Origin of the sequence: Micromonospora vinacea, from assembly GCF_015751785.1 — a bacterium.
GTDB classification, from domain to species: Bacteria; Actinomycetota; Actinomycetes; order Mycobacteriales; family Micromonosporaceae; genus Micromonospora; species Micromonospora vinacea.
Genome location: NZ_JADOTY010000001.1, coordinates 6,883,111 through 6,906,993 on the forward strand (window position 1 = coordinate 6,883,111; position 23,883 = coordinate 6,906,993).

General features: G+C 66.4%; 24 protein-coding genes and 3 pseudogenes. 13 read left to right on the forward strand and 14 right to left on the reverse strand.

The window, feature by feature from the left end; translation table 11 throughout:
* Positions 1–641: 641 nt before the first annotated feature.
* The 3 genes from IW249_RS32055 to IW249_RS32065 all read left to right on the forward strand — a co-directional run bounded on the left by IW249_RS32055 (position 642) and on the right by IW249_RS32065 (position 2,426).
* Positions 642–848, forward strand: coding sequence for a hypothetical protein (locus IW249_RS32055; RefSeq protein WP_196924206.1), 207 nt, complete (start codon positions 642–644; stop codon positions 846–848).
* A gap of 563 nt (positions 849–1,411) precedes the next feature.
* Positions 1,412–1,648: a hypothetical protein gene (locus IW249_RS32060; protein WP_196924207.1), complete on the forward strand. Its 237-nt coding sequence runs from the start codon at positions 1,412–1,414 to the stop codon at positions 1,646–1,648.
* Positions 1,649–1,943: 295 nt separating this feature from the next.
* Positions 1,944–2,426: a peptidase inhibitor family I36 protein gene (locus tag IW249_RS32065; protein WP_196924208.1), complete on the forward strand. Its 483-nt coding sequence runs from the start codon at positions 1,944–1,946 to the stop codon at positions 2,424–2,426.
* A 284-nt stretch (positions 2,427–2,710) separates the two neighbouring features.
* Here the strand turns inward: IW249_RS32065 and IW249_RS32070 are convergent.
* The 5 genes and pseudogenes from IW249_RS32070 to IW249_RS32090 form a co-directional block, all read right to left on the reverse strand.
* A pseudogene (locus IW249_RS32070) lies at positions 2,711–2,864 on the reverse strand (transposase); the annotation flags it as partial.
* 393 nt (positions 2,865–3,257) lie between these two features.
* Positions 3,258–4,154, reverse strand: coding sequence for a hypothetical protein (locus IW249_RS32075; protein WP_196924209.1), 897 nt, complete (start codon positions 4,152–4,154; stop codon positions 3,258–3,260).
* Complete coding sequence (locus tag IW249_RS32080) at positions 4,151–4,669, reverse strand: SigE family RNA polymerase sigma factor (protein ID WP_196924210.1); 519 nt, start codon at positions 4,667–4,669, stop codon at positions 4,151–4,153. The genes IW249_RS32075 and IW249_RS32080 overlap by 4 nt, the downstream gene beginning before the upstream one ends.
* Positions 4,670–4,911: 242 nt before the next feature.
* Positions 4,912–5,118, reverse strand: a pseudogene (locus IW249_RS32085) (transposase); the annotation flags it as partial.
* A 343-nt stretch (positions 5,119–5,461) separates the two neighbouring features.
* Positions 5,462–5,953, reverse strand: a complete 492-nt coding sequence (locus IW249_RS32090) for a GNAT family N-acetyltransferase (protein ID WP_196924211.1) — start codon at positions 5,951–5,953, stop codon at positions 5,462–5,464.
* 206 nt (positions 5,954–6,159) lie between these two features.
* On the opposite strand from IW249_RS32090, the gene IW249_RS35295 reads away from it, so the two are divergent.
* From IW249_RS35295 to IW249_RS32105, 3 genes are all read left to right on the forward strand, one after another.
* On the forward strand, positions 6,160–6,489 hold the full coding sequence (locus IW249_RS35295) for a hypothetical protein (protein WP_196924212.1): 330 nt from the start codon (positions 6,160–6,162) through the stop codon (positions 6,487–6,489).
* A 61-nt stretch (positions 6,490–6,550) separates the two neighbouring features.
* Positions 6,551–7,210, forward strand: coding sequence for a hemerythrin domain-containing protein (locus IW249_RS32100; RefSeq protein ID WP_196924213.1), 660 nt, complete (start codon positions 6,551–6,553; stop codon positions 7,208–7,210).
* A gap of 236 nt (positions 7,211–7,446) precedes the next feature.
* The gene (locus IW249_RS32105) at positions 7,447–8,310 is read left to right on the forward strand and encodes an alpha/beta fold hydrolase (protein WP_196924214.1); all 864 of its coding nucleotides are present in this window, start codon (positions 7,447–7,449) and stop codon (positions 8,308–8,310) included.
* A 60-nt stretch (positions 8,311–8,370) separates the two neighbouring features.
* On the opposite strand, the gene IW249_RS32110 is transcribed toward IW249_RS32105, so the two are convergent.
* Together IW249_RS32110 and IW249_RS32115 are read right to left on the reverse strand one after the other, a co-directional pair.
* Positions 8,371–9,123, reverse strand: coding sequence for a GNAT family N-acetyltransferase (locus tag IW249_RS32110; protein WP_196924215.1), 753 nt, complete (start codon positions 9,121–9,123; stop codon positions 8,371–8,373).
* Positions 9,101–10,132 carry an RNA polymerase sigma factor gene (locus IW249_RS32115; RefSeq protein ID WP_196924216.1) on the reverse strand — a complete coding sequence of 344 codons (1,032 nt, stop codon included), beginning with the start codon at positions 10,130–10,132 and terminating at the stop codon, positions 9,101–9,103. The genes IW249_RS32110 and IW249_RS32115 overlap by 23 nt, the downstream gene beginning before the upstream one ends.
* Positions 10,133–10,432: 300 nt before the next feature.
* On the opposite strand from IW249_RS32115, the gene IW249_RS32120 reads away from it, so the two are divergent.
* The 7 genes and pseudogenes from IW249_RS32120 to IW249_RS32150 all read left to right on the forward strand — a co-directional run bounded on the left by IW249_RS32120 (position 10,433) and on the right by IW249_RS32150 (position 17,612).
* The gene (locus IW249_RS32120) at positions 10,433–13,279 is read left to right on the forward strand and encodes an AfsR/SARP family transcriptional regulator (protein ID WP_231392746.1); all 2,847 of its coding nucleotides are present in this window, start codon (positions 10,433–10,435) and stop codon (positions 13,277–13,279) included.
* A gap of 80 nt (positions 13,280–13,359) precedes the next feature.
* A complete protein-coding gene (locus IW249_RS32125) occupies positions 13,360–13,845 on the forward strand; it encodes a hypothetical protein (protein WP_196924218.1) in 486 nt (161 codons plus the stop codon).
* Between the two features lie 301 nt (positions 13,846–14,146).
* Positions 14,147–14,808: pseudogene (locus tag IW249_RS32130) on the forward strand (IS5 family transposase); the annotation flags it as partial.
* Between the two features lie 572 nt (positions 14,809–15,380).
* Entirely contained in the window at positions 15,381–15,641 is a 261-nt protein-coding gene (locus IW249_RS32135) for a hypothetical protein (RefSeq protein WP_196924219.1), read from the forward strand.
* 218 nt (positions 15,642–15,859) lie between these two features.
* On the forward strand, positions 15,860–16,534 hold the full coding sequence (locus IW249_RS32140) for a DsbA family oxidoreductase (RefSeq protein WP_196924220.1): 675 nt from the start codon (positions 15,860–15,862) through the stop codon (positions 16,532–16,534).
* Positions 16,531–16,677 carry a hypothetical protein gene (locus tag IW249_RS32145; RefSeq protein WP_196924221.1) on the forward strand — a complete coding sequence of 49 codons (147 nt, stop codon included), beginning with the start codon at positions 16,531–16,533 and terminating at the stop codon, positions 16,675–16,677. Before IW249_RS32140 ends, IW249_RS32145 begins: the two co-directional genes overlap by 4 nt.
* Before the next feature lie 359 nt (positions 16,678–17,036).
* Entirely contained in the window at positions 17,037–17,612 is a 576-nt protein-coding gene (locus tag IW249_RS32150) for a TetR/AcrR family transcriptional regulator (RefSeq protein WP_196924222.1), read from the forward strand.
* Positions 17,613–17,690: 78 nt separating this feature from the next.
* Here the strand turns inward: IW249_RS32150 and IW249_RS32155 are convergent, their stop codons facing one another.
* The 7 genes from IW249_RS32155 to IW249_RS32185 form a co-directional block, all read right to left on the reverse strand.
* The gene (locus IW249_RS32155) at positions 17,691–18,614 is read right to left on the reverse strand and encodes a pyridoxamine 5'-phosphate oxidase family protein (RefSeq protein WP_196924223.1); all 924 of its coding nucleotides are present in this window, start codon (positions 18,612–18,614) and stop codon (positions 17,691–17,693) included.
* A 117-nt stretch (positions 18,615–18,731) separates the two neighbouring features.
* A complete protein-coding gene (locus IW249_RS32160; protein WP_196924224.1) occupies positions 18,732–18,884 on the reverse strand; it encodes a hypothetical protein in 153 nt (50 codons plus the stop codon).
* Positions 18,885–19,077: 193 nt separating this feature from the next.
* Positions 19,078–19,812: a PIG-L deacetylase family protein gene (locus IW249_RS32165; RefSeq protein WP_231392747.1), complete on the reverse strand. Its 735-nt coding sequence runs from the start codon at positions 19,810–19,812 to the stop codon at positions 19,078–19,080.
* Between the two features lie 599 nt (positions 19,813–20,411).
* The gene (locus tag IW249_RS32170) at positions 20,412–21,185 is read right to left on the reverse strand and encodes an SDR family NAD(P)-dependent oxidoreductase (RefSeq protein ID WP_196924226.1); all 774 of its coding nucleotides are present in this window, start codon (positions 21,183–21,185) and stop codon (positions 20,412–20,414) included.
* A complete protein-coding gene (locus IW249_RS32175) occupies positions 21,182–21,835 on the reverse strand; it encodes a TetR/AcrR family transcriptional regulator (RefSeq protein ID WP_196924227.1) in 654 nt (217 codons plus the stop codon). Before IW249_RS32175 ends, IW249_RS32170 begins: the two co-directional genes overlap by 4 nt.
* Positions 21,810–22,523: an alpha/beta fold hydrolase gene (locus tag IW249_RS32180; protein ID WP_196924228.1), complete on the reverse strand. Its 714-nt coding sequence runs from the start codon at positions 22,521–22,523 to the stop codon at positions 21,810–21,812. The genes IW249_RS32175 and IW249_RS32180 overlap by 26 nt, the downstream gene beginning before the upstream one ends.
* A gap of 217 nt (positions 22,524–22,740) precedes the next feature.
* The gene (locus tag IW249_RS32185) at positions 22,741–23,823 is read right to left on the reverse strand and encodes an NADH:flavin oxidoreductase (protein WP_196924229.1); all 1,083 of its coding nucleotides are present in this window, start codon (positions 23,821–23,823) and stop codon (positions 22,741–22,743) included.
* Positions 23,824–23,883: the final 60 nt, after the last annotated feature.

Below are 23,883 nucleotides of genomic sequence, written 5' to 3' on the forward strand. Positions count from 1 at the left end.
GCGTGGTCGAGCGAAATACTCCCACCGGTCAGGAGAGTCGAGCGACCTTCTACCCAAGGCCGGCGTCGCGCTGCTGCTGACCGCCATGCTCACCGCCGCCATCAACACAAGCGACATAAGACGGTGGCGTGGGTTCGTCACATGGGTGCGGCGAGCTGGCTGGATCCGTGGTTCTACCGGTTGCACATCGTTTCGCCGTCGTTCGCGTCCCAGCCGACGTCCCCGGCGCCAGTGGTAGCTCACCAGGTCACGTCGTCGGTGGCGGCCGAGACGCCCGGCAGGCGCATAACGGTCGAAGCCCGGATCGCTTTGTGGGCGTTGGCCTTCAGCGTCCTGCAGGCGATCACGGCCCTCGACGCCCTCGCTGTCGACGTCGCAGCTGGCACCTAGGGGGTTGGCTCGAGGCACATTCGTCGACGTCGCGCTCTGTTCGTCTGCGCAGCGGTCGGCCCTATCGGTGTGGCCTGCCGGACGTGCGTCGGCGGCACGTTCATCCGGGAGTTCACACCGTCGCCGCTCGGCCCGCGATCGGCTGTGGACCGCGCGTCGTTCTCGATCATCATCTTGCTCGACGAGCAGGGTGTGGCGAGCCGCGGACCTTTGGGAGGGGTGCCTTTGGCGGCTCGTCGTAGCCTCGGCGCATGTCGACCAAGGACCAGCAGGTGAAGCATGTGGTCGATTGGATGGCGCTAGGTGTGCTCGCACAGGACGTGGAAGCGGTGTCCAGCGCCAAACTGAATCTGGAGCTTGCTTTCAACCACGCCTGGCGCAGGTGGGCACCGGCGACACGCTTCCGAGTATCGCTGGCTCCCGGACCGATCCGGGAAATCTGTTCTGGATCGGCCTGACCAGGTCCGAAGGGCGCTAGGGCACCCGGTGCGGTGCGGCGTGGCGCAGCGAGCGCTGGTGCGAGCCGTATGTCACCTAAGAGGACTGGACCGTTGACGAGCGTCTTGAGCTGCACGCTGACGAACGGGCTTCGGTCCAGGACTGCGATCGAGGCCCGGGGCCGCACATGCCTCGGCTCTGTCACCGCGATCGTCGAGCGTTGGCTCGACGGCCAGAGCCTGTCGTCGGTGCTGTATGAGGCAGGTTCTGACCGTCAGTTGGTGGCGCCGACGCGGGTTGCGAGATCGCGAAGCCCTGCCGGAGTTGCTGTCGGGGCGTACAGCAGCGATGACACGAGGTCGCGGACCGAGGGGCGGTTGACCTCTTCGGGGGCGTGCCGTTTGCGGAGAGCAGGGCCTGAACGGCGCGGGCGGGCTTGCCGTGGTGGGTCAAAGCGCGGGCGGTGTCCACGCAGAAGCGGCCGTACCGTTCGGTGCTGGGCAACTCTGCCGGCCGTACGGTTTCCGCGCTACGCACTGCGGTGCCGGTATCGCCGAGCGCGGTGTAGACACCAGTCTTGTGGATGGCGACGGTTGCCGGATTCAGCGGGATGCGGTTCAACGTCGAGGTCAACCGCCACACGAGCGGCTGGACCGCACCAAGCCTGGAAGACAAGTACATCGCCCAGGCGGTCAACTACACCGCCACTACCTCACCTTTCGGCGTCCTGCTCATCGGGACGTCAGGGCGCCGATTCGGCGCGCCGAAGATTCGGCACGAGTTCGTGATCATCGCTGATTTGTATATTTTCGCGAGGTAGGGCTGACCGTCACGGGGGCGCTCGATCGCACTCATGGACCAGCACGGCACTCCAGCCTAGTTAGGTAGCCATACAAATCAGCAGTATCCCGAGCCGGAAATTCTGCCCCCGATATGCCCAAGAGCTGGGCATGGTGCGCACACCAGGATCAGCCGCCCCACCTGCAGCTTCTCAGTTATCAAGGCCCGCGATTGGGGTCCGAGGCAAGCAGTTCAGTCGACATCAACTAGGAGTTCAGAGCACTAAGCGTATATTTACGGCGCAATCGGCCGAACATCACAGGAGGTATCGGATCGTGCGAACCGCGAAGCGAGTCGCCGTCACCGTTGCGGCATTTGCAGTGTCGCTGTCGGGTATGACGGTGATCGCAACGAGCGCCCAAGCTTCAGCCAGCGACTGCCCTGCCAACCGTGTGTGCCTCTGGGAAAACCAGAACCAGGACGGCGCGGGCGGAATCTTCATTGTGCAGGACAAGGCGCCAAATGGACGTTACTGCGACCTGGACCTCAATGACAACACGTTCAGCAACGGCCACCGCGTCTCCGACGCCACGTCCTCTGTCTACAACAAGACGGGATACAACATCTTCCTGTTCCAAAACCCGGCTCCTTACCGCTTTGCAACCAAAGCAGAAATTTTCTACGTGGCACCGTACAGAAAGGTCGACAGCCTGAACAACGTGACGGTCACGCACGGAAACTACTACCCTGGCAACAATGCTTGGACCTACCCGAACGTTAACTTCAGCGACAAGACCTCTGCCGTTTGCGACATGTAGCCGCCCCCTCTGCCATTTTGGATACCTTCATCCTTTCATCCAGTGCCAGAGGACACTCTTTAGTGCGCGACGGTGGAATTCGGCGACGGTCGCGCAATTGGACAATCCGCGGAACGGTTCGGGCGGGTTAAGCCCGCAGTGATCGGCGGCGCTCGCGACCGGACGGCGGGCCGGATATCGAGGTCCATATGTGCCGGCAATTGGCGGAGCAGGCCGCTATGTCTGGCCGGATGCGATGCAAGGTCTGTATCGGACGGCGTAGGGCACTGACGCGCGCAGCAGCCGCGGGGCAGATACAACTCCCGGTCGATCAGCGTGCGCCCGACCGGGCTGGCATGGGCGAGGAACACCCCGAGCTGGCAGTTCTCCGTCCGCCCGGCCGTTACCCCCGTGCTTACGCTGCACCCCGGCGGACTTGATGCCCTCCTTCAGGAATCCGCGTGGCGACATGCTCGGCCTTATGGCAGCCGTTGGGGCTGCCTGCTGCCCTTGCCATCGTCGCGGCGCTGCCGGCGGTCGCGGCGGCTGGAGCACGGGCGGCGCTGCGGGAATCGCAGCGGGCAAGCTGAGCGAAGGTGCGGTCGTGCGTGCCACGGTGCGGGATCATCGGCCGCCATCCCGGCACTGCCGCCCTTCGTAGCATCCTGTAGTCGATCAGTGACGGCAGGCGGGGAGATGTGTATGAGTCACGGCACTGCGGTTAAGGACCGAGAGGGCCAAGGGGAGACGGCCGGCGAGCCGGGATCTGAACGGTGACCGGGCCGAGTGCCAGGCCCGCACGAGGCGGGGCCCCGGATCGCGCACCGCGATCCGGGGCCCCGCCAACGCGACTCAGTCGTTCAAGCCGCAGTCCTTTGCCGGGTTCGGTGCGCAGGACAGCTTCGTGTAGCCGGCCGGCGGGGAAGCCTCCAGCTTTCCCAGGTTTCCGGCGGTGCGGGGCAGCCACTCGTAGTTGCTGGTGGTGGTGCCATTGAAGGTTTTGTGGATGAGGCGGACCGGCAGGTAAGACTCGGCGTCAACCCAGATCTGCATGGACTCCTCGGCGGCCTTCGCCTTGTCCATTGCGCTGTCCGGACCACCCAGCCATTGCAGGTGTACGGCTGGCTTGCCGTCGATCGACTCCTTGCCGACGAGCGTCAGCTTCCCGCTCTCGACCGCACGCCTGAGGTCGGCGGGGTTGAGCGCCGGTGGCAGCGACTGGACCGTGTTGCTGTCGAGCGCCTCAAGCCGGGTGACCTCGTACGTCCACCACTTCTTCTTGTCATGGTTGAGTTCCACCGCGTTGGAGCCGTCCAGCACGACGGTGTACGAGCGCGTGTCGCCGAAGAAAATCCGGTTGTCCTGCCGCTCCCGCTTGGTTGTCGGGTCGCTCCAGAGTTCGGTCATGCTGGCGGCCTTGCCGTCGCGTCCCTCGTGTGAGGAGCTCTCGTGCTGGACGTAGCCGGGCGCGTCAGCCAGGGCGGCACCGGTCCGCTCGGCAACGAAACCGACAGTGAGCATGTCGGGGGTTTCCGGGGCGGTGCCTTGTGGAGCGAAGGCCAGCGAGGCGCCCAGTGCGATAGCGGCAATCACCGGAACGGCACCGGCAATGCCCAGCGCCCGGTTGCGGCGTTTGTTCCTACGGTGCAGGGTCTCGATGAGCCCCGAGGGTGCGGTCATTTGGTGCATCTCCTCATGTAGCCGGTCGCCCAGCAGTCGACCCAGCTGATCGTCGTCGAGAGCGGTCATTGGAAAGCCCTCCTGCCGTTGGTTTCGTGGAAGTCGCCGAGTAGTTCGCGCAGCCGCGACAATGCGCGGGAGGTGTACGACTTGACCGTTCCGCTCGAGCAGTCGAGCAATTCGGCTGTCTGCTCGACGGACAGATCCTCGAAATAGCGGAGCACGATCACCTGCCGTTGCCGAACCGGCAGTTTCCTGATCGCATCGGTGACCATCCGCCGGTCCCCGATCCCGGCCAATCCGGGGTCGTCGGAGCGGAAGGCATTGGTGTCCTCCGGCAGTGCGGTCTCGCGGGGCCGCCTCAACAAGGCTCTGATCCGGTCACGTGACAGATTGATCATGACGTGCCGGACGTACGACTCGGGTGCGTGGCAGGCCTTCGACCAGCGGCGCATCGTACGGAGCAGGGCTGTCTGCAGCAGGTCCTCGGCATGGCCACGGTCCCCGGTCAGGAGGTACGCGAGGCGCAGAAGCGCTGCTGACTTCTGCTCGACGAATGTGTCGAAGCTCGGATCAACTCTCACGGGGCTAAGAACTCCGCAGTTCCAACGGTGGTTGCCATGATCGGTCGGCGGGGAAGAACAACTCGGGTAGCGATCCGTGGCCGTGGCGCATGTGACCGGTCCGCCGCGTGGGCATGCTCGTCTCGGCGCGCACCGGGCACGGGACCTGCCGTGCCCGTCAGGATGGCGCGGTTGCAGAAGGCGTGGAGGCTGTCCTGCCCCTGGTCTTCTCGGCGAGCGCGAGCGCCCTCATCAGGCGGGGCCTGCGACTTCGACAGTTGCCGGATCCCGAGCTGCTCGACCAGCTTCTCCACCGGCCGCGTCGACACTCCGAGCAGATACGACGTCGCCACCACCGCCTGCTCGGCCCGCCGGCGGTGCGTCAGCAGCCAGTCCGGGAAGTAGGAGCCCTGCCGCAGCTTCGGGTCTGACTTGGTCGTCTTGAAGGATCGACGCGATGGCCGTCTCTCATCTACGCAATACGCCCATCAGGGCAAGTCGTACACCACTTCCGTGGACGCAACGGCCGGCGCTGAGCGGTCATCCAGTCAGGCCGGCGACACCGGCCGTCGTCAACAGCCGGGCCAGGACGTGAGTCGGTTTGGCGACCGGACACCGGCGTGGCCCCCGCCGCTGGAGGGAAGCGGGGGCCACGCCGGGGATCTGGGACGGCCGACGGGATGCCGGCCATGATCGGCTCCTGCCCCTTGCGTGAAGGCAGGACCCGACAAAGACGTTAGCGTCACGCAGTGGAAGGATTCTTCCCTGTTAGGGAACGCGGCGGCTCTACCCACCACAACTGCCGCTGCGGTGTCAGGCCGCGTCATCGATGATGGCGCGAAAGCGACTCGCCAGGCGGATGGCCCGAAAGTTTCCCGACATGATCCGGGCTTGTTGAACGGGGTGGCCATGCGCGGCGGCGAGACCGGCCACGTGCCGGGCCACCGCGGTGCCGACTCCACGGCCCTGCCATGCGTCAGCGATCAACAGGGCGATCTCTGGCGGTCCGCAGTCCTGCCACAACAGGTGGGCAAGACCGATCAGCCCTGGCCGCTGCGGACAGGCGATGAGAAACGTGTAGCCGCGATCAGGGTCGATCAGATGTCGCCACTCGGCGTGGCGGATCCGGTCTCGCGACGCGTGGTAGCGGGCCCTGCGGCTCTCGGCGGAGCATTCCCAGCGGTGCAGGTGGTTGGCCGCCTCGAGATCGGTAAGTGTGGCTCGGCGAAGGCGTAGTCGTAGCCCGGCAGCTGTCACCACGTCCACGTTGTCGTGCTGACTCTCAACGAGGATCCCCTGCTGCACGAATAAACTCCAAGGCTGGTAACGAAGGCCGTTCCCAGAATGACAGCGCCAACTTCAAACGGACTGTATGCCGAGTGAACGAGACTGGTCTCCGTGCGAGCGAAAAACCTCGTTCTCCGGTGAACCACTGTGGGGCTGAGATTCGTGACCTGAGCGGAAGACTTTCCGCGCCAAAAGAATGTGTGAAGAATGTGAGAGTTCTTGTCGTGGGTGCCACCCAGGGCATTGGCCGCGAATTGGCCGCCGAGTACGCCCGGCGGGGCAAGAGGTATCACCGGACGGTGGAGCGGGCCGAGGCCGAGGCGGCGCGGCTTGAAGCCGAAACCGGAAGCTCTGTGTCTGGGTCAGGGCTCGACCTGTCCCGGCCGGACTCGGTGGCGGGCGCGCTCGTTAGGCGGCGAGGCCCGCTCGCTGATCATCCGGGCGATCAAGCTTTCGCCCATTCGCGATGCGTCGTCTCACCCGCCCCTGTGAGCGTTCACTTCTCGTCAAGAGCGGGCCGATACGGTTGCCGGAATAGGTCTGGATTTCATTGAGACGCCCGACGGTCGGCGTGGCCTCCGCCACATCAATATGCAAAGGATCAAGAAACGAGCCATGGCAGACAGTCGTGACATGTACCTCGTCCACAGCGCCTTCCGGCGCGAGTTTCCCGCTGCTGCGGCACTCGCCCGGACCGTGGCCGCGAACGACAGCGCCACCGCCTCCCGGGTCGCCGAGCACGTGCTCCTGCTCACCGGTTTGTTGAACCTGCATCACGCCGGGGAGGACGAGAAGGTATGGCCGAAACTGCTGCAACGCGGCCCGAACGAGATCGCGCCGTTGGTCGAGACCATGGAACGTCAGCACGAGGGCCTGCATGAGGCACTGGTCGAGGTGGAGAGGCTGGCCACCGTGTGGCGCTGGAGGGCGACGTCGGCTGACCGTGACGCGGTGGCCTCGGCCGTCGACGCCATGATTCCGCCGATGCTGGAGCACCTGGTCACCGAGGAGACGCACCTGCTGGCGTTGATCGACAAATACCTGACCGACAAGGAGTGGGCCGAGGTGGGCGCGGCCGCGATGGCCTCGATGCCGAAGAGCCTGTTGCCCATGGCCTTCGGGATGGTGCTGCGCGACGGCACGCCCGAGTACGTCGCAGGTCTCAAGGCGGTAGTCCCGGGTCCGGCCTGGTTCGTGCTCTCCCGGATCGGGCCGGGTGCGTACACCCGATACGCCCGTCGTCTGGGCCTGGACAAGGTGCCTAACGCCGCCTGACCGGGCATTGACAGCTAAGTGGATGAAAGGGCAGCCAGGAAACCTGGCTGCCCTTTCATCGGGGATCCGAACTCGTGACCTCGTCGGAAATGGTCAGTAGAAATCAACTGCGGTTCGACATGCTCGACTGGGGGTTGCCGGAGGGCTGCTGATGTCATTCGTGGTCACCGAGGAGCTGTAATGAGCACGAGATCGGAAACGACGCACACGGTCCGATTTGGCGACCTTTCCCTGATATGTCACATTCGCGGTCGAGGCCCGCTCTGTTTCGTACATCCGGGTGGCCCTGGGCTCTCCGGAGACTATCTGCGCATGCCACTGCTCGAGCGTCGCCTGACGATGGTCTATCTCGAGCCGGTGGGCACGGGCGGTTCGAGCCGGTTGCCGGCGGGGCGAGGTACGACCTCGACACCTACGCAGATCATCTCGACGCGGTGATCGCCGACTTCTCCGACGCTCCGGTGCTCGTCCTTGGGCACGGGCACGGTGGATTCGTCGCGCAGAATCATGCATTGCGCCGCCCGGACCGGACGGCCGGCCTGATCCTGTACGCGACCGCACCGGTGGTCGACCAACACACCCGGGCGGCGGCGCGGGAGAAGCTACGGCAGTACGCTCTGGCCCACGGGGACCGCACCGATGCCGAGGCGATGGTCGCCGCGTATGACCGTCCCACCGGTCAGTGGGTGCACGAGACCACCGCACGGCTCTGGCAGATCCTCCCCGCCTACTTCGCCGACTACTGGCGGCGGACGGAGTTCGCCCATCTCCTCGGTGCACTACCGTGCTGGCCGCGGCCGGCCACCGACTTCGACCTCCGCTGCGCGCTGCCCTCGATCACCGCACCGACGATGGTCGTAGCGGGGGTACACGACTTCGAATTCGGCCCGGAGCCGGCCGAGATGCTGCGGTCGGCCATTCCCGGGGCGGTCCTGGCCGAGTTCTCCGACAGCGGGCACTTCCCGCACCTGGAAGAGGCAGAGCGCTTCAGCCACATGGTGCTGGAGTTCGCCCTGCGGGTCTCCGACGGCGTCCCCGGTCGGCCTCGTCGCGCGAGCGAGATGGCCTCGACCGAGAGACAGGATGCGCGTTGGTGGTGACGGGCGCGGCGGCGCCGCCCCGGCCGGCAAGTGGGCGGCCGGGGCGGCATCGCCGGAAGCTCACTCCGGGAGCTGGTAGAGGCGATAGCGGGCGACGGTGTCGAAGCCGATCTGCCGGTACACCGGCTCGCCCTCGGCGCTCGCCTGCAGCGTGGCAATCCGCCGCCCCGACTCGCGAGTGATGCGCAACGCCTCGCAGGTGAGGGCGGTCGCGATTCCGCGCCGCCGGAAGGCAGGGTCGGTGGCGATGCAGTACAGGGCCCCGACGTCGGTGCCGAGCGACAGGGTGCACGTGCCGACGGTACGGCCGTCAACGGTGCCCGCGAGCCGTAACACATCGGGGTAGGCGAAGCCGAGTTCCCGGTCGACGACGATCCCAAGGTCACCGGAGATGCCGAGCGGTCCAGCGTAGGCAGCCACGTACTCCCGCATCCCGACCGGGCCGACGACGGTCCGGATCTTCAGATCGGCGGGCGCTGCGGCCTCGGCCACGGTGGTCACGTCCACCGCCATGATCGGCATATCACCGATCTGCTCCGCGCCGCGCTCGAGCAGGCCTTCGGCGGTGCCCTCGTCGCTGTCCGCGCCCACCCACCAGCCCCACCGCGAGCCGGTGAGGTGCCTCTTCACCTCCGCGATCGCGTCGTCTAGCTGCCGACCGCGAACGCGAAGGACCCCGTTGAGCAGCGGGTGGGGGATGTCGGTGCGGTAGGTCGGCAGGTCGGTGTCGGGACGCGCGCCGGCCCAGCCGCACCAGTAGCGGCGGTTGGCGGCGAGTTGCGGCTCCAGGTCATGGATGGAGTACTTGGTCATACCTTCCAGGACCTGGTTCGGCGGCCAGAAGTTCGATTCGCCAGGGGGTGATCTCCGGGCGGGTCGGTCGCGGGGTGTGCAGGAGGCGTACCTCACACACCAGGCCCTTCTTCTCGCGGAGCAGCCAGGTCCCGCCGGGCGGGCAGTGGAACGGATCCTCCGGCGGGTTGATGAAGGCGTTCTCCCAGATTGTGATGCCCGCACCAGCCACCACTCCGGTGATCCGGTGAGCGACACCGGAGTCATAGTCCCGTCGCATGGCCGCGAAGACCGGTTCGCGGCCCGTCGTCCGGTTGCCACTTGGCCAGCAGAAGGTCATGTCCTCGGCCCAGCGCGCGGCCACCTTGTTCATCGGCGCACCGTCGGCCACCGCGGACAGCACCGTCGTCGCCTCCTCGCGTCGTTCGGCCTGCAGGGCCGCCGTCTCGTCGTGCCGCTCGTCGCGTATGCGGGGCAGGACGTCGGCCAACTGACGGCGCGCTTCGCTCAGGCGGCTGCGAACGGTGCCGACCGGGACCCCGCACAGATCCGCGATCTGCTCGTACGAGTTGTTCTCGGTGAAGTAGCGCAGCAACGCCACCGTCTGCGCGGCTGGCGACAACTGTTGCAGTCCGTGCCAGATCCAGTCCCGCATTGCGCTGCGTTCGATGCGGGCGACCGGGTCGTCCAGCCCCGAGGCGACGAGGTTCTCGCCGGCCACGCCGACCGGGACGGGCCTACGTGAGCGAAGGAACTTCCGGCAGTTGTTGCGCACGATGGCGTGCAGCCAGGGCCGCAACGCCGAGGGGTCGCGCAGCTCGCCGATCCGGCAGAACGCCGTGATCGCCGCATCCTGGCAGGCATCCTCGGCGTCGGGCCTGGCGCCCAGAATCTGGTGTGCCACCGCGAGCATGCCGGCGTAGTGAAGCTCGAACAGCAGCGTGAAGCTTCGCGGATCGCCCTGCTGGGCGGCCCGGACCACCTGCTCCGCGTCGCCGGCCGACACGGGTCCCGATGTTGGTAGGAGCATGCCGGAACGCTAGCTCCGGTCAGTGAAAACTTCCTCCGCGGGACCGAACTTTCTTCCTGCCGCCTGGATCTGCAGGACATGCCCATCGACACAAGCCGGGAGCACGCCGTCGGCGAAACGGCCCACGTCGTGCCCCGTTTAACCCCGACGTCCGTCTTTCCAGTCCCGGCACCCTGCGGTCCCGCGAGCCGGATGAACGGACGCTCGATTCAGTCACCGTCAAGTGAATCCTCACAAGAGCCTGTTCGCTCCGGCCGGCCACAGGAGCCGGCACCGAAGTGTGCGCTGCGCCTGCAGATCATGGGACCGCTGCGGCTCTGGCGCGGTGAGGCCGAGCTGGACGCGGGCCCGCGTCAGCAACGCGGCCTGTTGGCGCTCCTTCTGGCTCGTGCGGGGCAGCCCGTCAGCACCAGCGATCTGACGGGCCTGATCTGGGGTCCGGACTCGCCGGCCAGCTCGGTGAACGTCATCCACAAGTACGTCGGAGCGCTGCGCCGCCTGCTCGAACCCGATCTACCCCCACGCGCTGCCGGGTCTTACCTGCTGCGGCACGGCAACGGATATCGCTTCGCGGCCGGGCCGGAGACGCTCGACCTCATCGCATTCCGCCGCCACGTCTCGGCCGCGAAGTCCAGCCTGGGGCAGGACCGACCCACCGAGGCGCTCGACCACTACCTCAACGCTCTCGAGCTGTGCCACAGTTCGGCCGGCGACTCCTTGATCGACAGCACGGCGGCGGCAGCAACCTTCGCCGGCATCGACAGCGAATTCTTCGACGCCGCAGTCGCCACCGCCGCGGTGGCCGTGCGAGTGTGCCAGCCCGCGCGGGTGCTGGCCCCGCTGCGGCTCGCCGCGGAGATGGACCGGCTCAACGAGCCGGTCCACGCGTGCCTGGTGACGACGCTCGCTACGGCCGGCCAACAGGCCGAAGCATTGGCGGTCTACGGCGCGATCCGCGCGCGCCTCGACGACGAGCTGGGCATCGACCCTGGACACAAGCTCCAGGACGCCCAGCGGCGGACCCTGACCCAGGCGGGGATGCCGCCCTCCGGGGACCCGAATCCGATCCCCGGGGCATCCCGGCCGACTCCGCTGGTGCGCCCGGCGCAGCTTCCGCCGGACCTACCCGTCTTCGTAGGCCGCAGCTCCGAACTAACGATCTTGAGTGACCTGGTGACCGGGATGCGGGCCGCCGTACGGACGAGCCCTCTGGTGGTCGCGATGAACGGCATGGGCGGCGTCGGCAAGTCGACGCTCGCGGTGCATTTCGCGCACCGGGTGGCCGGCGAGTTCAGCGACGGGCAGCTCTACCTCGATCTCCAGGGTCACCTCGGCGAGGGTGAGAGCCGGTCGGCCGACGGTGCCCTGCGCCTCCTTCTGCACGCGGTGGGTGTGCCCGCCTCCGACGTTCCCGACACGTTCGACGCGCGGATCGGGACGTACCGGAGCATGACCGCCGGTAAGCGGATCCTGATCCTGCTGGACAACGTCCGCGATGCCTCCCAGGTGCGTCCGCTGCTGCCGAACTCGGCGGAGAGTCTCGTGATCGTCACCAGCCGCCGGTCGCTGATCGGCCTGGCCGCGTTCGATGGCGCCCATCCGCTCAGCGTCGATCTGCCCGACCTGCCGACGGCCCGTCGGCTGCTCGAACGCCGTCTTGCCGGCCTGCCGAGCCAACCGGCCGGCGGAACGGCGGGTGTGGAGATCGTCGACGAGATCATCGAACTGTGCGGCCGGCTTCCGCTGGCGCTGACCATCCTGGCGGCCCGGGTCACCGTCCGCCCACGATTGTCGCTCGCCTCCGTCGCCGCCGAGCTACGCGACGGTGCCCGCCGGCTCGGGGCGTTCCCCGGTGGGGGCGGCCTCAGTGATCCGCGTACCGCGTTCTCGTGGTCCTACCGCCAGCTTGGTCCCGGTGCCGCTCGGCTGTTCCGGCTTCTGTCGGTGGCCCTGGTGCCGGGTGTCACGGCCGCAGCCTGCGTGAGTCTCTGCGACCGCAACCCCGACGACATTCGGGCGGAGCTGGCCGAGCTGATCGAGGCGGCCCTGGTGACCGAGCACGAGGACGGCCGGCTCACGTCGCACGTACTGGTCAGGACGTACGCGGAAGAGCTCCTCCAGGCCGAGGAGCCGGCGGCGGAACGACGGGCGGCGATCAGCCGCCTGCTGCAGTACTACCTGCACAGCAGTTTCCACGCGCAGGTGGTACTTGAGCCGAACCGGACGCCGATCGAGCCGCCGCCGCCCCTGCCCGGTGTCGTTGCGGAGCAGCCGGAGACGTACGACGAGGCCATCGCCTGGTTTGCGAGTCAGCGGGAGGTGCTCAAGGAGGCGGTCCGCCTGGCGGCCGACGTCGGGTACGGCATCGTGCCCTGGCAGCTCGGCATCACGATGCAGCAGTACCTGCAGTGGGCCGGATACTTCCAGGACTGGGAAGACGTCATGAGGGTGGCGTTGCACGCGGCTCGCGAGAGCCACGATGCCGTCGGGGAGGCGCACGTCCTGCGCAGCCTGGCCGGTGCGCGGCATGTGTTCGGAGCCAACGAAGAGTCGCTGCACCTGCTCAGCGAAGCGCTGCGCATCTTCGAGGACCGGGACATGCGGCTGGAACAGGCGCTGGTGCACAACAACTTCCACCAGGTGTTCAGTGCGCTGAGCCGACACGACCTCGCCCTTGAGCACAGCGAGAAGGCGCGGTCGCTGTCTCGACTTCTCGAGAATCGTCGGGCCGAGATCTTCAGCCTCCTGTTCAGTGGGACGTCGCTCGCCGGCCTGGGACAGGTGGAGGAATCAGCCCAGGCGCTGAAAGAGGCCCTCGAACTCAATCAGCAGGTCGGACGCGACCGCGAGGAGAGCGAGATCCGTTCCGCTATCGCCCACAACCTGGCCGAATCCGGACGCATTAATGAGGCGGTCGAACAGCTGCAACTGTCGGCGGAGACGGCGCGACGCGTCGGAGACCGACCGTTGCAGTTCGACGCGCTGCGGCAGATGGCCGAGGTTCTGATCACGGCTCGCGACGTCCCCGCAGCGCAGCGGGTTTTCGAGCGTGCCCGCGCGGTTCTTGCGGAGTTGCAGGGCGGCGGCACCGACAGCATGCGCGCCTCTCTCACCCGTCTCGCCGAGCTGCTGCCCCCTGCCGGGTAATCGCACCTTCCGCGACCGGCGATCAACGTCACAGGGATGAGAACGGGTCGAACGCTCCGCCTCCCCGAGGCATCGATTACGTGTTGGCTATCGTCTGCCGAGGCCCTCGACAACGCAGTCGCCCACATCTCAACGAGTGCGGCGACGGCGTCATCGTCCGAGGCGGAACAGCACCCGTCAGCCGCGACGACAAACAACCCCACCTTCTCGCCTCCGACGCCAAGAACCTGCTACTCAACGCCCTTACCGTCTACAAGCGGGAGCACCGCACCCTCCCCGCCCGTGTGGCCACCCACAAGTCGTCCCGCTTCAACCCCAACGAGGTCGACGGCTTAACGGCCGCGGCAGACGGTCGGGAGCTGCACGCCCTCGACCTCATCCGGCCGGCCGGCGATCAGCAGCACGCTGAGGGCGTTCCTGTCGGACTGGCAACCACGCCAACGACCGCCGGAATTCAGGCAGCCGTTTTCGAAGCACTCGGTTCGCTGAGCCGTGCGCATCCGGAGTGGGGACATTACGACTTGGTCCCGAGCGTGATCTACGCGCCCGTTGCGCGCGACACCTGAGGCCATCAACTTCTTCCAGAACCTCTCCGAGTTCGATCCGTTCGATCCCGCCAATGCTGAGCGATACCGCTCTGAGCGGATGTTGCAGCGCCGCGACTATGACGAGGTCGCGTTGTCGGTGACGCGCCGCGCCACCAGCATCCACTCGTTGCAGCGCGAGATCGAGCAGTTGTTGAGGGGCGTCGACCCTGGACGGCCGTTCCGGTCCCGATCGGACGAAACCGCCGCCGACCGTGTTGCCGGGTGGCTAGGGCGTGTCCTGCCGATCTTGTGGCGGTTGATCGCTGACGATGTATCGGTGGTGCGTCGTGGTGAGCTGACCGATGAGGCGTGGGCGGTGATCGCGCCCCTGCTTCCTGAACCGGGTGGTGCGCGGGGTCGGTGGCGGGATCACCGTCAGGTCATCAATGGGGTCTTGTGGAAGCTGCGCACGGGTGCGCCGTGGCATGACCTGCCGGAACGGTTCGGGCCGTGGAAGACGTGCCACGAACGCCTTCGTCGCTGGACGGCCGATGGCACGTGGGATCGGATCCTCGCCGCTGCGCAGGTGCACGACGAGGGCACACCCGTGAAATGGACGATCAGCATCGACTCCTCGGTCGTGCGGGCCCATCAGCATTCTGCTGGCGCCCGCAAAAAGGGGTCTCCCCGACAAGTGCGGCGACGCCTGGTGCGCAGGATGGCGAGGCCATCGGCCGGTCCCGAGCCGGACTGAGCACGAAAATCCACCTCGCGGTTGATGGTCGTGGCCGGCCGCTATCGATCCTGCTCACCCCGGGTCAGGCCGGCGACAACCCCCAACTCCTGGCCCTGCCGGACGCGATCCGGGTCAACGAGCCCGGACCCGGACGGCCCCGCAAGCGACCCGATGTGCTGATCGCCGACCAGGGCTACGCACATGACTCGACCCGCCGAGCCTTGCGGCAGCGAGGTGTCCGGCATGTCATCCCCGAACGCAGCGATCACGGGGACAACGGCGCGTTCCTCCGCGACTACGGCAAACTAGATCTCAGAGCAGTGGCCTGGACCGTCGAGGCCACTGCGACGCAGGAGTTCCTTGCGATGCCGACAGGACGTTCAGACGGCTCCTGCATCGATGAGTACGCCGCGGACCCTAACCACTGGATCAGCGTTCGCCAGCACGGCGTCCACGCGGGTGTCTCCCTGTGCTGGGCGACGCACGGCACGTGGAAACGGTGGCCGATACTGGTCGACCGATCGCCGGTGGACGCAACGGCGGGGTTGCAGGTTGTGGAGGGCAGGACGCGGGTCGGCATCCTCAGAGGACGTCACCGTGAGAACGACCGGGTGGCCCCACAGCATCTAGCGTGGGTCGGCCGACCCACCGCAGATCCCAGCCAGACGGCGTGATCTGGCCCCCAATACTCGAGAAGGCCCAATCGAGCCGGATCATCGTCGCGGGTGTCTCGGATCCGAGTCGCGTGCCGGCGGCAGGGTGGCCGGTGACGAACAGTTGGCCCGGCCAGCTCGTGCACGCCGACGCCGTCCGTGTGCGCACGGCCTGACGGGTAGGTGTGAATGGCGGTCGCCGCCTCGCCGCGTACCCGGCGCCGGTATCGGCTATCGTCGCGCAGCCACATCAGGACCCGCCGGCCGTCGTCGTCGAGATTGAGGTCGTTGATGTCCAGCCCGACTACCAGGTGTTCTGCGCGGTCGACTCCGACAGCACGGAGCTCTGCACCTGGAGCCTGCAGGTCGCCGCGATGCTCAACGGCGAGCTTGCATCGCCGGCCGCCCGTCCCGGATCCCCTACAGCGCCGTCCGAAGACCATTGAAGTGTCGGTCTGTACGGAACTCGTGTGGCGGAACAGCTCGCATCCCATCGGACACCATTCCACGGAGCCGAGGGCAGGTTTCGGCCTGGCGGTACGGCAAGCGGGTCACAGTCGCCCGTCTCTGCGCAGCTGCCATCGGCACCGACGACGTCGTTGTGACCGGGGGCACGACGAGCGCGTTTGCAGTGACACTGATGTGAACGTTGGAGTCTGGTGGCATGAACGACACGACGCAGTCAGCCACGGGTCCTATCAAGGTTGATGTCTGGTCCGACATCGCCTGCCCCTGGTGCTACATCGGGAAGAAGAAGTTCGAGGCGGCCGTCGCCGAGACGGGTATCCCAGTCGAGGTCGAGTACCACGCCTACGAGCTAGCGCCGGACCTCCCTCAGGAGTTCGAGGGGAGCGAGCAAGACTACCTGGAGATTCGTGGGTTCACCGCCGACCAGGTCGAGCCGCTGCTGGCCCGGATCGTCGGCGCCGCGGCGCAGGTCGGACTGCGTTTCGACTACGACATCTTGCGGCACACGAACATGCTGAAGGGCCACCAGCTCATCCGCTTCGCCAAGGAGCAGGGTATGCAGTTGGAGATGGTTGAGCGGATCCTCGCCGCCCATTTCGAGGAGGGTGGCCATGTAGGCCGGAACGAGGACCTCGCCGACCTGGCTGCCGAGGTCGGCTTGGACCGCGAGGAGGCGCTGGCGGCGCTCCGGGAGAACCGCTTCGTTGACGACGTCCGTGCCGAGGAGGCACACGCGCACAGGCTCGGCATCCGGGGCGTCCCGTTCTACGTCTTCGAAGAGAGGTACGGCGTCTCCGGCGCGCAGGACACGTCCGCCTTCGCTCAGGTGCTCCGCAAGCTCTCCCACGAGAAGCGGGGGACGGCGGCGTGAACGAGGACGAGAAGGACCCGATCGCCATCGTCGCCCTCGACATTCCACCGGCAGTCGTATGTAGCGACGGGGTCTGCGTGATCGCGGACGAGCACCCGGCGGACGCAGAGGACGGGTCCGAGAACTCGACGCCGGCGCAGTGACAGCACGCGACGCCCCTTGAGGCCGGCCCTCGCTGGAGGTCTCCGCACCGAGCGCAGTGATCTTGCCGTCCCACCCTCGTGCTCCAGCGTGCCCCGACGTCGAGGGTCCCGAAGCTTAGCCGGAGGACCCGTGAAGAGCTCGCGGCCTCCGTTCGCAATCCGGCACTGGCCACCGCCTTCTCCGGTTGACAAGCCTGATCGACCCCGGGAAGTCTGAGCGATCCTGCGCTGACTCGCCGGATTGTCGCGGCCTACAGGTTCGCCCTCGTAAAGGTTCAGTTCCGGCGGGCGTGGGGACGTGTCTCAACGCGCGTTTCCCGAGCCTCAGTTTTTTACCGTATGTTCGGTAACCTGGTGATATGGGCCGCGCACCTAGCATCGAAGACGAGGCACTGCTGAAGCAGCTGACCGAGGTCTTCCGCCGTTCGGGCTACGAGGGAGCTTCGCTGACGGCTCTGTCGTCGGCTTCAGGGTTGCACCGCGCCAGCCTCTATCACCGGTTCCCCAACGGAAAACCCGCCATGGCCGCAGCGGTGATGGCGTCCGTGGAACAGATATTCAGCGATATTCTCGATCCATTGATGTCGGAGGACGACCCGTCGACGGCCGTCGCGGAGATGGCTCGACGTGTTGGCGCGTTCTATGACGACGGTCGCCTCGCCTGCGTTTTGGACACGATGACGCTCCGCGGCGCCCCGGACGACATTCGAGCCCGGGCCACCCATCTGGCAACGACCTGGCTGACGGCGATGGCCGAAATCGCCCGGCGCGCAGGAGCCTCCGAGGAGGATGCCGCGCGCCGGGCGAGAACCGCGCTGGTCCTCATCGAGGGGTCACTGGTCGTAGCACGAGTGCTGGACGATCCGGCCGAGTTTCGGTTGGCGCTGGCCGAACTTCCGCAAACGCTGATCGGCGGACCTGGCAATGCCGGATAGCCGGCAGTGTCATGGCGCTCGCCTCAGGTCCGCGGCAGGACTTGAGGCGAGCGACAACGGATGATCCCCCTGAGGCGATCAGACCGGCAGGGGCGGGTTGAATCGCGATAGGGTTGGCGCCGACCAGTTCGTCAGGAGTGCCTCTGGCCGATAGATGGCTTCATCGAGTTCGAACTCCACGGAGCGCTGGCCGGTCGCGGTCGGGCCGAGACCCTCGGGCCAATTCACCTTGGCTCGCCCGGTCAGTTGGAGCGCCGTCCCGGTCGCCCAGTCGACGAAAAGCAGCGCAGCGTGCGGGTTCTCGGTGATATTGCCCAGTGTCATCAGCATGTTGTTGCCGACGTAGTCGGGCCAGCGCAACCGTGTCCGCGACATCAGGTCGACGAATCCTGGGTTGCCGCCGCGATGCGAGACATCAGGGTCACCGGTTTCGGAAGCCGAGGCCACGAAGAAGGTGTCGGCGTGGGCGACCAACTCGCTCATCTCGTCGGTCAGTGCGGCGACCCGCATACCGTCGGCCGGCCCTGCCTCTCGACCCCGCGTTTCGGCCAGACTGACCACGTGGCGCTTCTGAATGTACTTCGGGCAGTTGGGAAAGCTCTGCTCGATGGCGAGCCGGAGCCCGCCCGGCAGCGGCGTCGCTTCGCCGTTGATCCGCAGTCTGATACGCGTTTCGAGATCGATGGCCAGCAGACCCAGCTTGCCCTGGCGCCGGGTCATCGGCTCGACCGGATCGTCGGCCGCGAGCTGAGCCAGCACCTGCACCGATTCATCGTCGGGGGCACTGATGAACCCGCGTGGCCCGACGAACAGCGACGCCCATAGCCTACCGTCGTCGCCCTGAGCCCCGACCGCCAGTAGATTCTGGTACGACAGGAAGTTGTCGGCGCCGTCAGGCAGTAGCGGTTGCACCAACTGGGAGATGGCCGAGGCCCTCTTGGTGAGGCCAGCTCTGGCCTGAGCCTCCAATTCCCCCCAATGATAAACAGAAGAGTTCGACATGGTGATTCTCCCTGTGCCGCCCGGCAGATGCCCGGGGCGGAGCCGTTCCGGCCCGGGTCGCGAAGATTGAGAACGTAAGGGCTCGGTAGTCGTGCTCCGTGAGCTCTCGCTGGCTCGTCACTCCCGGCGTGCCCGGCGCCCTGTGTTGCTGATGGCCTCGATGCCGGCGTCTACCACCGAATCCTTCGCGCCGACCGCGATTGAGCACCCGCCGGAGGCCGTGATCGCGATCTTGTCGCGGTTGACCACCGCGGTCTTCCGCTCGGGCATCGCAATCTCCCTCCGGTCGATGCACCGACAATATTACCGAACGTTTGGTAATAGCCGAAGGGGCGGTGTGCGGCTTCACATGCTGGTGACCGGGTCCGCCGCCTCGGTGTCTCCGCCCAGGCGGACAGCAGCGATTGTCAAGCTTCACCCGAGCGTGACACCGCGTAGGTCAGGAAGCGGAAGAGACTGTGCTTTACAGCGGACCGAGGTCGAAGACTTCGAAGGAAGCGGCATGGCGGACACCCAGACGGGTGCCGACCTGGCGCGAGACACTCTCGAGGAATCCCTCTGCGTCAAAGGGGCCGGAGGCCAGGCTTTTCAGGTAGGAGGCGTGGGCCTTCAAGGAACGTACGCCCAAGTCGAAGGTGTCGGTGGTATCCACGGCGTGGCTCGGACAGGGTGAGCCGGCGGCCCAGACCGCGCGGGTGGACCACTTGTCGAGGCCGTCCTGCTCGATCTGGTCTCGGAAAACCCAGCGGTTGGCGGCGTCGCGCGCCGCGTCCAGGACGGCGCGGCCGGTGACGATGTGGTCGGCCATGTTCAGGGCGTGGCCGGCCTCGTCCCAGCTGTCTCGGAAGTTGTTGGTGATAATGACGTCCGGACGCTGAGCGCGGATCACGCGGGCCAGCTCGCGGCGCAGAGGGACGCCGTAGTCGAGGACGCCGTCGGGCAGGCCCAGAAAGTGGACCTGTTCGACGCCGACGATGGCGGCCGCGTCGCGCTGCTCCTGCTCGCGGGCGATGGCGGCGTCGGCCGGATCGAGGTCGTCGATGCCGGCCTCGCCACTGGTGAGCAAAACATAGGCGACGTGCTTGCCCTGCTTGGTCCAGCGGGCAATGGCGGCGGCAGTGCCGAACTCCAGGTCGTCGGGGTGGGCAACAATGGCGAGACCGCGTTGCCAGGACTCATCGACGGGCTGAAGAGCCATGGGACCGGCCATCCTTCCATTCTTGCATCGAAACGGCGTCAGCCGACCAGCAAGCGTGACCAGAGCCATGTCCGCCTCAGCGCGGCCAGACACTACAGCGGACGCATTCGCCGTAACCCGCGCAATAGGTCAGCGCGATGAGGAAACCGTCATCGTATCGAGGATGCTTTCAAGGGCGGTGCCGACGACGACGCTTCGCTTCCGTGGAGTCGCCAGAGATCAGCTGTACCGCATGGCCGGCTCGTTATCGCAGGTGAGGTGACGTGAACAGCGACGTATCCCATTTCAGAGACCTCTAGACACGCCGGCAGGGCAGGTTTCTTCGAGAACCTGCGCTGACCAGGCGTGCGGTCGCCCGGCTGGCTCGGGCCACGCCCGCCGGGCGACCGCACACACTTCGGCTTATGGGAGGGGCGTTCGGTTCGTACCGCATCGTGATCGGGATGAATCACTCCCCCACGTGACCAGGTCGCCTGAGCTCGTTCGGCGATCGGATGGTCAATGCCCACCGGAGGTCAGCGAACCGGCATTGTCCCGTGGTTTCGCCGGGCCTGAGGCCGGCTTGCGGCTTAGTTTCGACAACACCGTTGCCAGCTAAATCAGTGCACCAGGGTGCTGATCCAGCCACCGTCCACGCTCAGGAGCTGACCGGTGACGAACGAGCTGGCCGGCGATGCGAAGAACAGGACGGCCTGGGCGATGTCCTCGGGCTCGCCGAGGCGACCCAGTGCGTACTGCGCGGTCAGCGTGTTCTTCCATTCGGGGTTGGCGAAGATGGGCGCCGACATGTCGGTGTTGGTCACGGCAGGACGGACAGCGTTGACGCGCACGCCCTTCGGGCCCCACTCGGCAGCCATCGCGAGTGTCATTCCGTCGACCGCTGCCTTCGTGGCGCCGTACAGGGTCTGGTTGGCGATGGCCCGTTCGCTGCCGATGACCGATGAGAGGTTGACGATGCTGCCGCCTCCTCGCGATGCCATGTGCTCAGCAGCTCGACCGGCCAGGATCAGCGGGGAGCGGGCGTTCAGCCGCCAAAGGTCGTCCGCCTCGGCCTCGGTGAGCTTTTGGCTTTGGGTGAAGTTGAGAGCGCCCACGTTGTTCACCAGGATGTCCAACTGACCCAGGCGGGCGAGGGTGGCGTCGAAGAGTCGCTCTGTTTCGCCGTCCCGTGACAGGTCGGAGGGGATGATCACGGCGCCGTCCTGGAGGCTGTCGGCGACCTTGCGTAGTGACTTCTCCGATCGGCCGGTCAGCGCGAGCCGGGCACCGGCCGTGGCGAACAGTTTGGCGATGCTCGCGCCGATGCCGCGCCCACCACCGGTGATGAGAGCGGTGCGGCCGGCCAGCGGGTGAATCGGCAGTCCTTCGTTCACTTCTTCGGCTCCTCGATGAGGTTATTCGCGGGTGGGCGGCGGTAGGCGCCGTACCACCAGATGTGCCCGAGTTCGCGGGCGAACGCGGCGTCGCCGTCGCCGTTGTCGACTTCGATATGCCGGGCGATGGCCTGTCCCCCACCCCACACGATCACCCGGCTCGCCGCGGCGGCGTCCAGGTCGGCCGGGGTCTTTCCCGACTGCTGCTGTTCGACAAGTGTGCGGAGCACGGCCTGGTCGAAGCCCTCCAGATCGGCGGTGTAGAAGCCGCGAACCGTCTGGTCGTAGCTCGCGACCTCGCGCAGCGCCGCCAGCACGAAGCCTTTCCGGCGGTGCAGGGCGATGACGTCGGCGAAGAAGCGGGTGTACCGGTCGGCGCCATCCTCGCCTGCTGCGGGGTCCCATCCCTGAGCCATCTCGAGCAGCCGCTGCCGCAAATCGGCGGTCAACCGCACGATCAGGTCGGTCTTGTCCCGGAAGTGCGCGTAGAAGGTCGCCCGGGAGACGCCCGCCTCGGTCAGGATCTGCTGCACCGAGATCTCGGTGTAGCGCTCACCCCGCTCGATCAGGCGTTCCGTCGCGGCCAGGATGCGGCTCTCGACCGCCGGCGTCCCGGGGTCCGCCTTAGCTCGCCGAGTGAACGAGGCCATCGATTTCCACCAGGACGTCAGCGAACTCGGCGGGATTCGACCAGAACGGCGCGTGGTTGCCGGGCACCCGGAACACCCGGTCGGCACGGGCGGCCATCTGCTCGGCGATCGTGCCGGTCAGGGAGATGTCATCGGACGGGATGACATAGCTGTTGGCCACCTCGCGCCAGCCGACGCGAGTCACCGACTCGTAGTCAGCGCGGGCGCTCTGGGGAACCAGCCGCGCGATCGCCGCGGCGGTCTCGGGGTTGGTCGGGTCGCCGTCGTAGAAGGCGAGGGGCAGGTTCAGGTCCGGGTTCGCTGCGGGACGCAGGCCACCCAGCGAGTCCGGCGTCGGCACGCCGTGCGTGCCGAACATGCTCTCCCCGGTGTCGACCATGTAGGCGGCAACGTAGACGGCGTGGGCTACCCCGGACTCCGCGGTGATCGCCTCGGTGACGGGCACCCCCGCGTAGGAGTGGGCCACCACGACGACCGGACCGGTGATCTCGGCGATAGCCTCCCGGACGACCTGGGCATCGTCGTACATGCTCGGGTAAGGCTCGCCGGACGACGCGTCTGTCACCGCGGTCGGCAGGGTCACCGTGCGGGTCGCAAGACCGCGCTCCGCCATCGCTTTCTGCAAAGGACCCCAAACCCACTCGCCGTGGTGGCCACCGTGTACGAGCAGGAAAGTCGCATCACTCATGAAGCTGCTCCGAAGCTGAGGAGGGACAAGTACGACCCGAGTGTACGACGCAACTATACATCGTGTTTAGACACGATGTCGGCGTAACGTCTATCACAGTTCCAGAGGTCACCTCACCTCGAAGCATGCGGCAAGCACCAGACAACATCAGGTCCGCGCAGACGGTGCCGTAGCCATCGGGATCAACTCGGCGATAATCGATCAGAATCGCGTTGCCCTAGGAGCTTCGAACAAAATATGGCCACCTCCGCAGGTGCTTGATGAAACGTTCGCTCAGTCCGTTGGCGAGAAGGTACTCCTCCGTCACCGGCGTCTTCGGACTTTCGTACCGCGGGTGCTGCTTCACTTGAAGAGGAAAGTCCCGCCGAAGGATGCCAGCCCTGCCGATCAGGACGAAGTCGCATCCCTCATCCAAAAGTTGCCCGACCCGTTGAGCACTCATTATCTTTCCCGCCGTGCCCACACGCACACCCCGGCGGGGAAGGCTGGTAAAGACACTGAGCATGGTCTGACCCCGAAACGTGCCCTCCTGAACGATCTGAGCGGAATCCCACAGTGCCAGGTCGAGATAGTCGATCAGTTCTCGATCAAGGATGTTCGCTGCGATTTCCCGAAGTTCCTCCAGGCGAAGCCCGTAGCGCTCGACGGACATGCGCAAACCGATCTGGAAGTCGGGGCCGCAAACCCGTCGAATTCCCTCGATCACCTCGACGGTAAGGCGGGCTCGGTTCTCGGTGCTACCGCCGTATTTGTCCCTGCGATCGTTCAACAGCGGGGACATGAATTCCGACAGGATCCACCCGAATGCGCCGTGGACTGACACTCCGTTGAATCCGGCCAGTTCCGCTCTCCTCGCTGCAGCGATGAAACTGTCCCGGATCCGCTCCACCTGTTCCGTGGTCAGAGCTCTGACACCCGGCACCGTCAAGCTGGAAGCGGGGGCTGGAATTCCGCCCAAGCCAGGATCAGCGCGATGCCCGGCGTGGTGCAACTGCACAGCGGAAAGCGCTCCCCCCTCGCGGATCGAGGTGGCCATCTGGGTCAGTCCGGCCACGTGGGCATCACTTTGAATACCTAGCTGCCGCTCGTACGCGATGCCACCGGCCTCGACGTAAGTGGCACCAGTCTGGATCAAGGCGTAACCGCCCCACGCGAGCTGCCGAATCCAATCCTGGTCGAAGGTGGACGCTGAACCGTCATGCCCGCTTTGTTGATTGACGAGCGGTGCCATCATGAATCGGTTGCGCATCGGCGGGCCATGCAGGAGGGTAAGCGGTTCAAACATTTCTGCGACAGACATGGGGTCTCCCGATAGGAGTGATGACGACCACCTTTAGCGCTCGCCATGGCGTGTGACGCC

What these genes read in the sequence shown, in the direction of transcription:
- IW249_RS32055 (WP_196924206.1), top strand. Translation starts at nt 642, where the DNA reads ATGTCGACCAAGGACCAGCAGGTGAAGCATGTGGTCGATTGGATGGCG.
- IW249_RS32060 (WP_196924207.1), top strand. Translation starts at nt 1,412, where the DNA reads ATGGCGACGGTTGCCGGATTCAGCGGGATGCGGTTCAACGTCGAGGTC.
- IW249_RS32075 (WP_196924209.1), bottom strand. Translation starts at nt 4,154, where the DNA reads ATGACCGCTCTCGACGACGATCAGCTGGGTCGACTGCTGGGCGACCGG.
- IW249_RS32100 (WP_196924213.1), top strand. Translation starts at nt 6,551, where the DNA reads ATGGCAGACAGTCGTGACATGTACCTCGTCCACAGCGCCTTCCGGCGC.
- IW249_RS32105 (WP_196924214.1), top strand. Translation starts at nt 7,447, where the DNA reads ATGTCACATTCGCGGTCGAGGCCCGCTCTGTTTCGTACATCCGGGTGG.
- IW249_RS32110 (WP_196924215.1), bottom strand. Translation starts at nt 9,123, where the DNA reads ATGACCAAGTACTCCATCCATGACCTGGAGCCGCAACTCGCCGCCAAC.
- IW249_RS32115 (WP_196924216.1), bottom strand. Translation starts at nt 10,132, where the DNA reads ATGCTCCTACCAACATCGGGACCCGTGTCGGCCGGCGACGCGGAGCAG.
- IW249_RS32120 (WP_231392746.1), top strand. Translation starts at nt 10,433, where the DNA reads ATGGGACCGCTGCGGCTCTGGCGCGGTGAGGCCGAGCTGGACGCGGGC.
- IW249_RS32140 (WP_196924220.1), top strand. Translation starts at nt 15,860, where the DNA reads ATGAACGACACGACGCAGTCAGCCACGGGTCCTATCAAGGTTGATGTC.
- IW249_RS32150 (WP_196924222.1), top strand. Translation starts at nt 17,037, where the DNA reads ATGGGCCGCGCACCTAGCATCGAAGACGAGGCACTGCTGAAGCAGCTG.
- IW249_RS32155 (WP_196924223.1), bottom strand. Translation starts at nt 18,614, where the DNA reads ATGTCGAACTCTTCTGTTTATCATTGGGGGGAATTGGAGGCTCAGGCC.
- IW249_RS32160 (WP_196924224.1), bottom strand. Translation starts at nt 18,884, where the DNA reads ATGCCCGAGCGGAAGACCGCGGTGGTCAACCGCGACAAGATCGCGATC.
- IW249_RS32165 (WP_231392747.1), bottom strand. Translation starts at nt 19,812, where the DNA reads ATGGCTCTTCAGCCCGTCGATGAGTCCTGGCAACGCGGTCTCGCCATT.
- IW249_RS32175 (WP_196924227.1), bottom strand. Translation starts at nt 21,835, where the DNA reads ATGGCCTCGTTCACTCGGCGAGCTAAGGCGGACCCCGGGACGCCGGCG.
- IW249_RS32180 (WP_196924228.1), bottom strand. Translation starts at nt 22,523, where the DNA reads ATGAGTGATGCGACTTTCCTGCTCGTACACGGTGGCCACCACGGCGAG.
- IW249_RS32185 (WP_196924229.1), bottom strand. Translation starts at nt 23,823, where the DNA reads ATGTCTGTCGCAGAAATGTTTGAACCGCTTACCCTCCTGCATGGCCCG.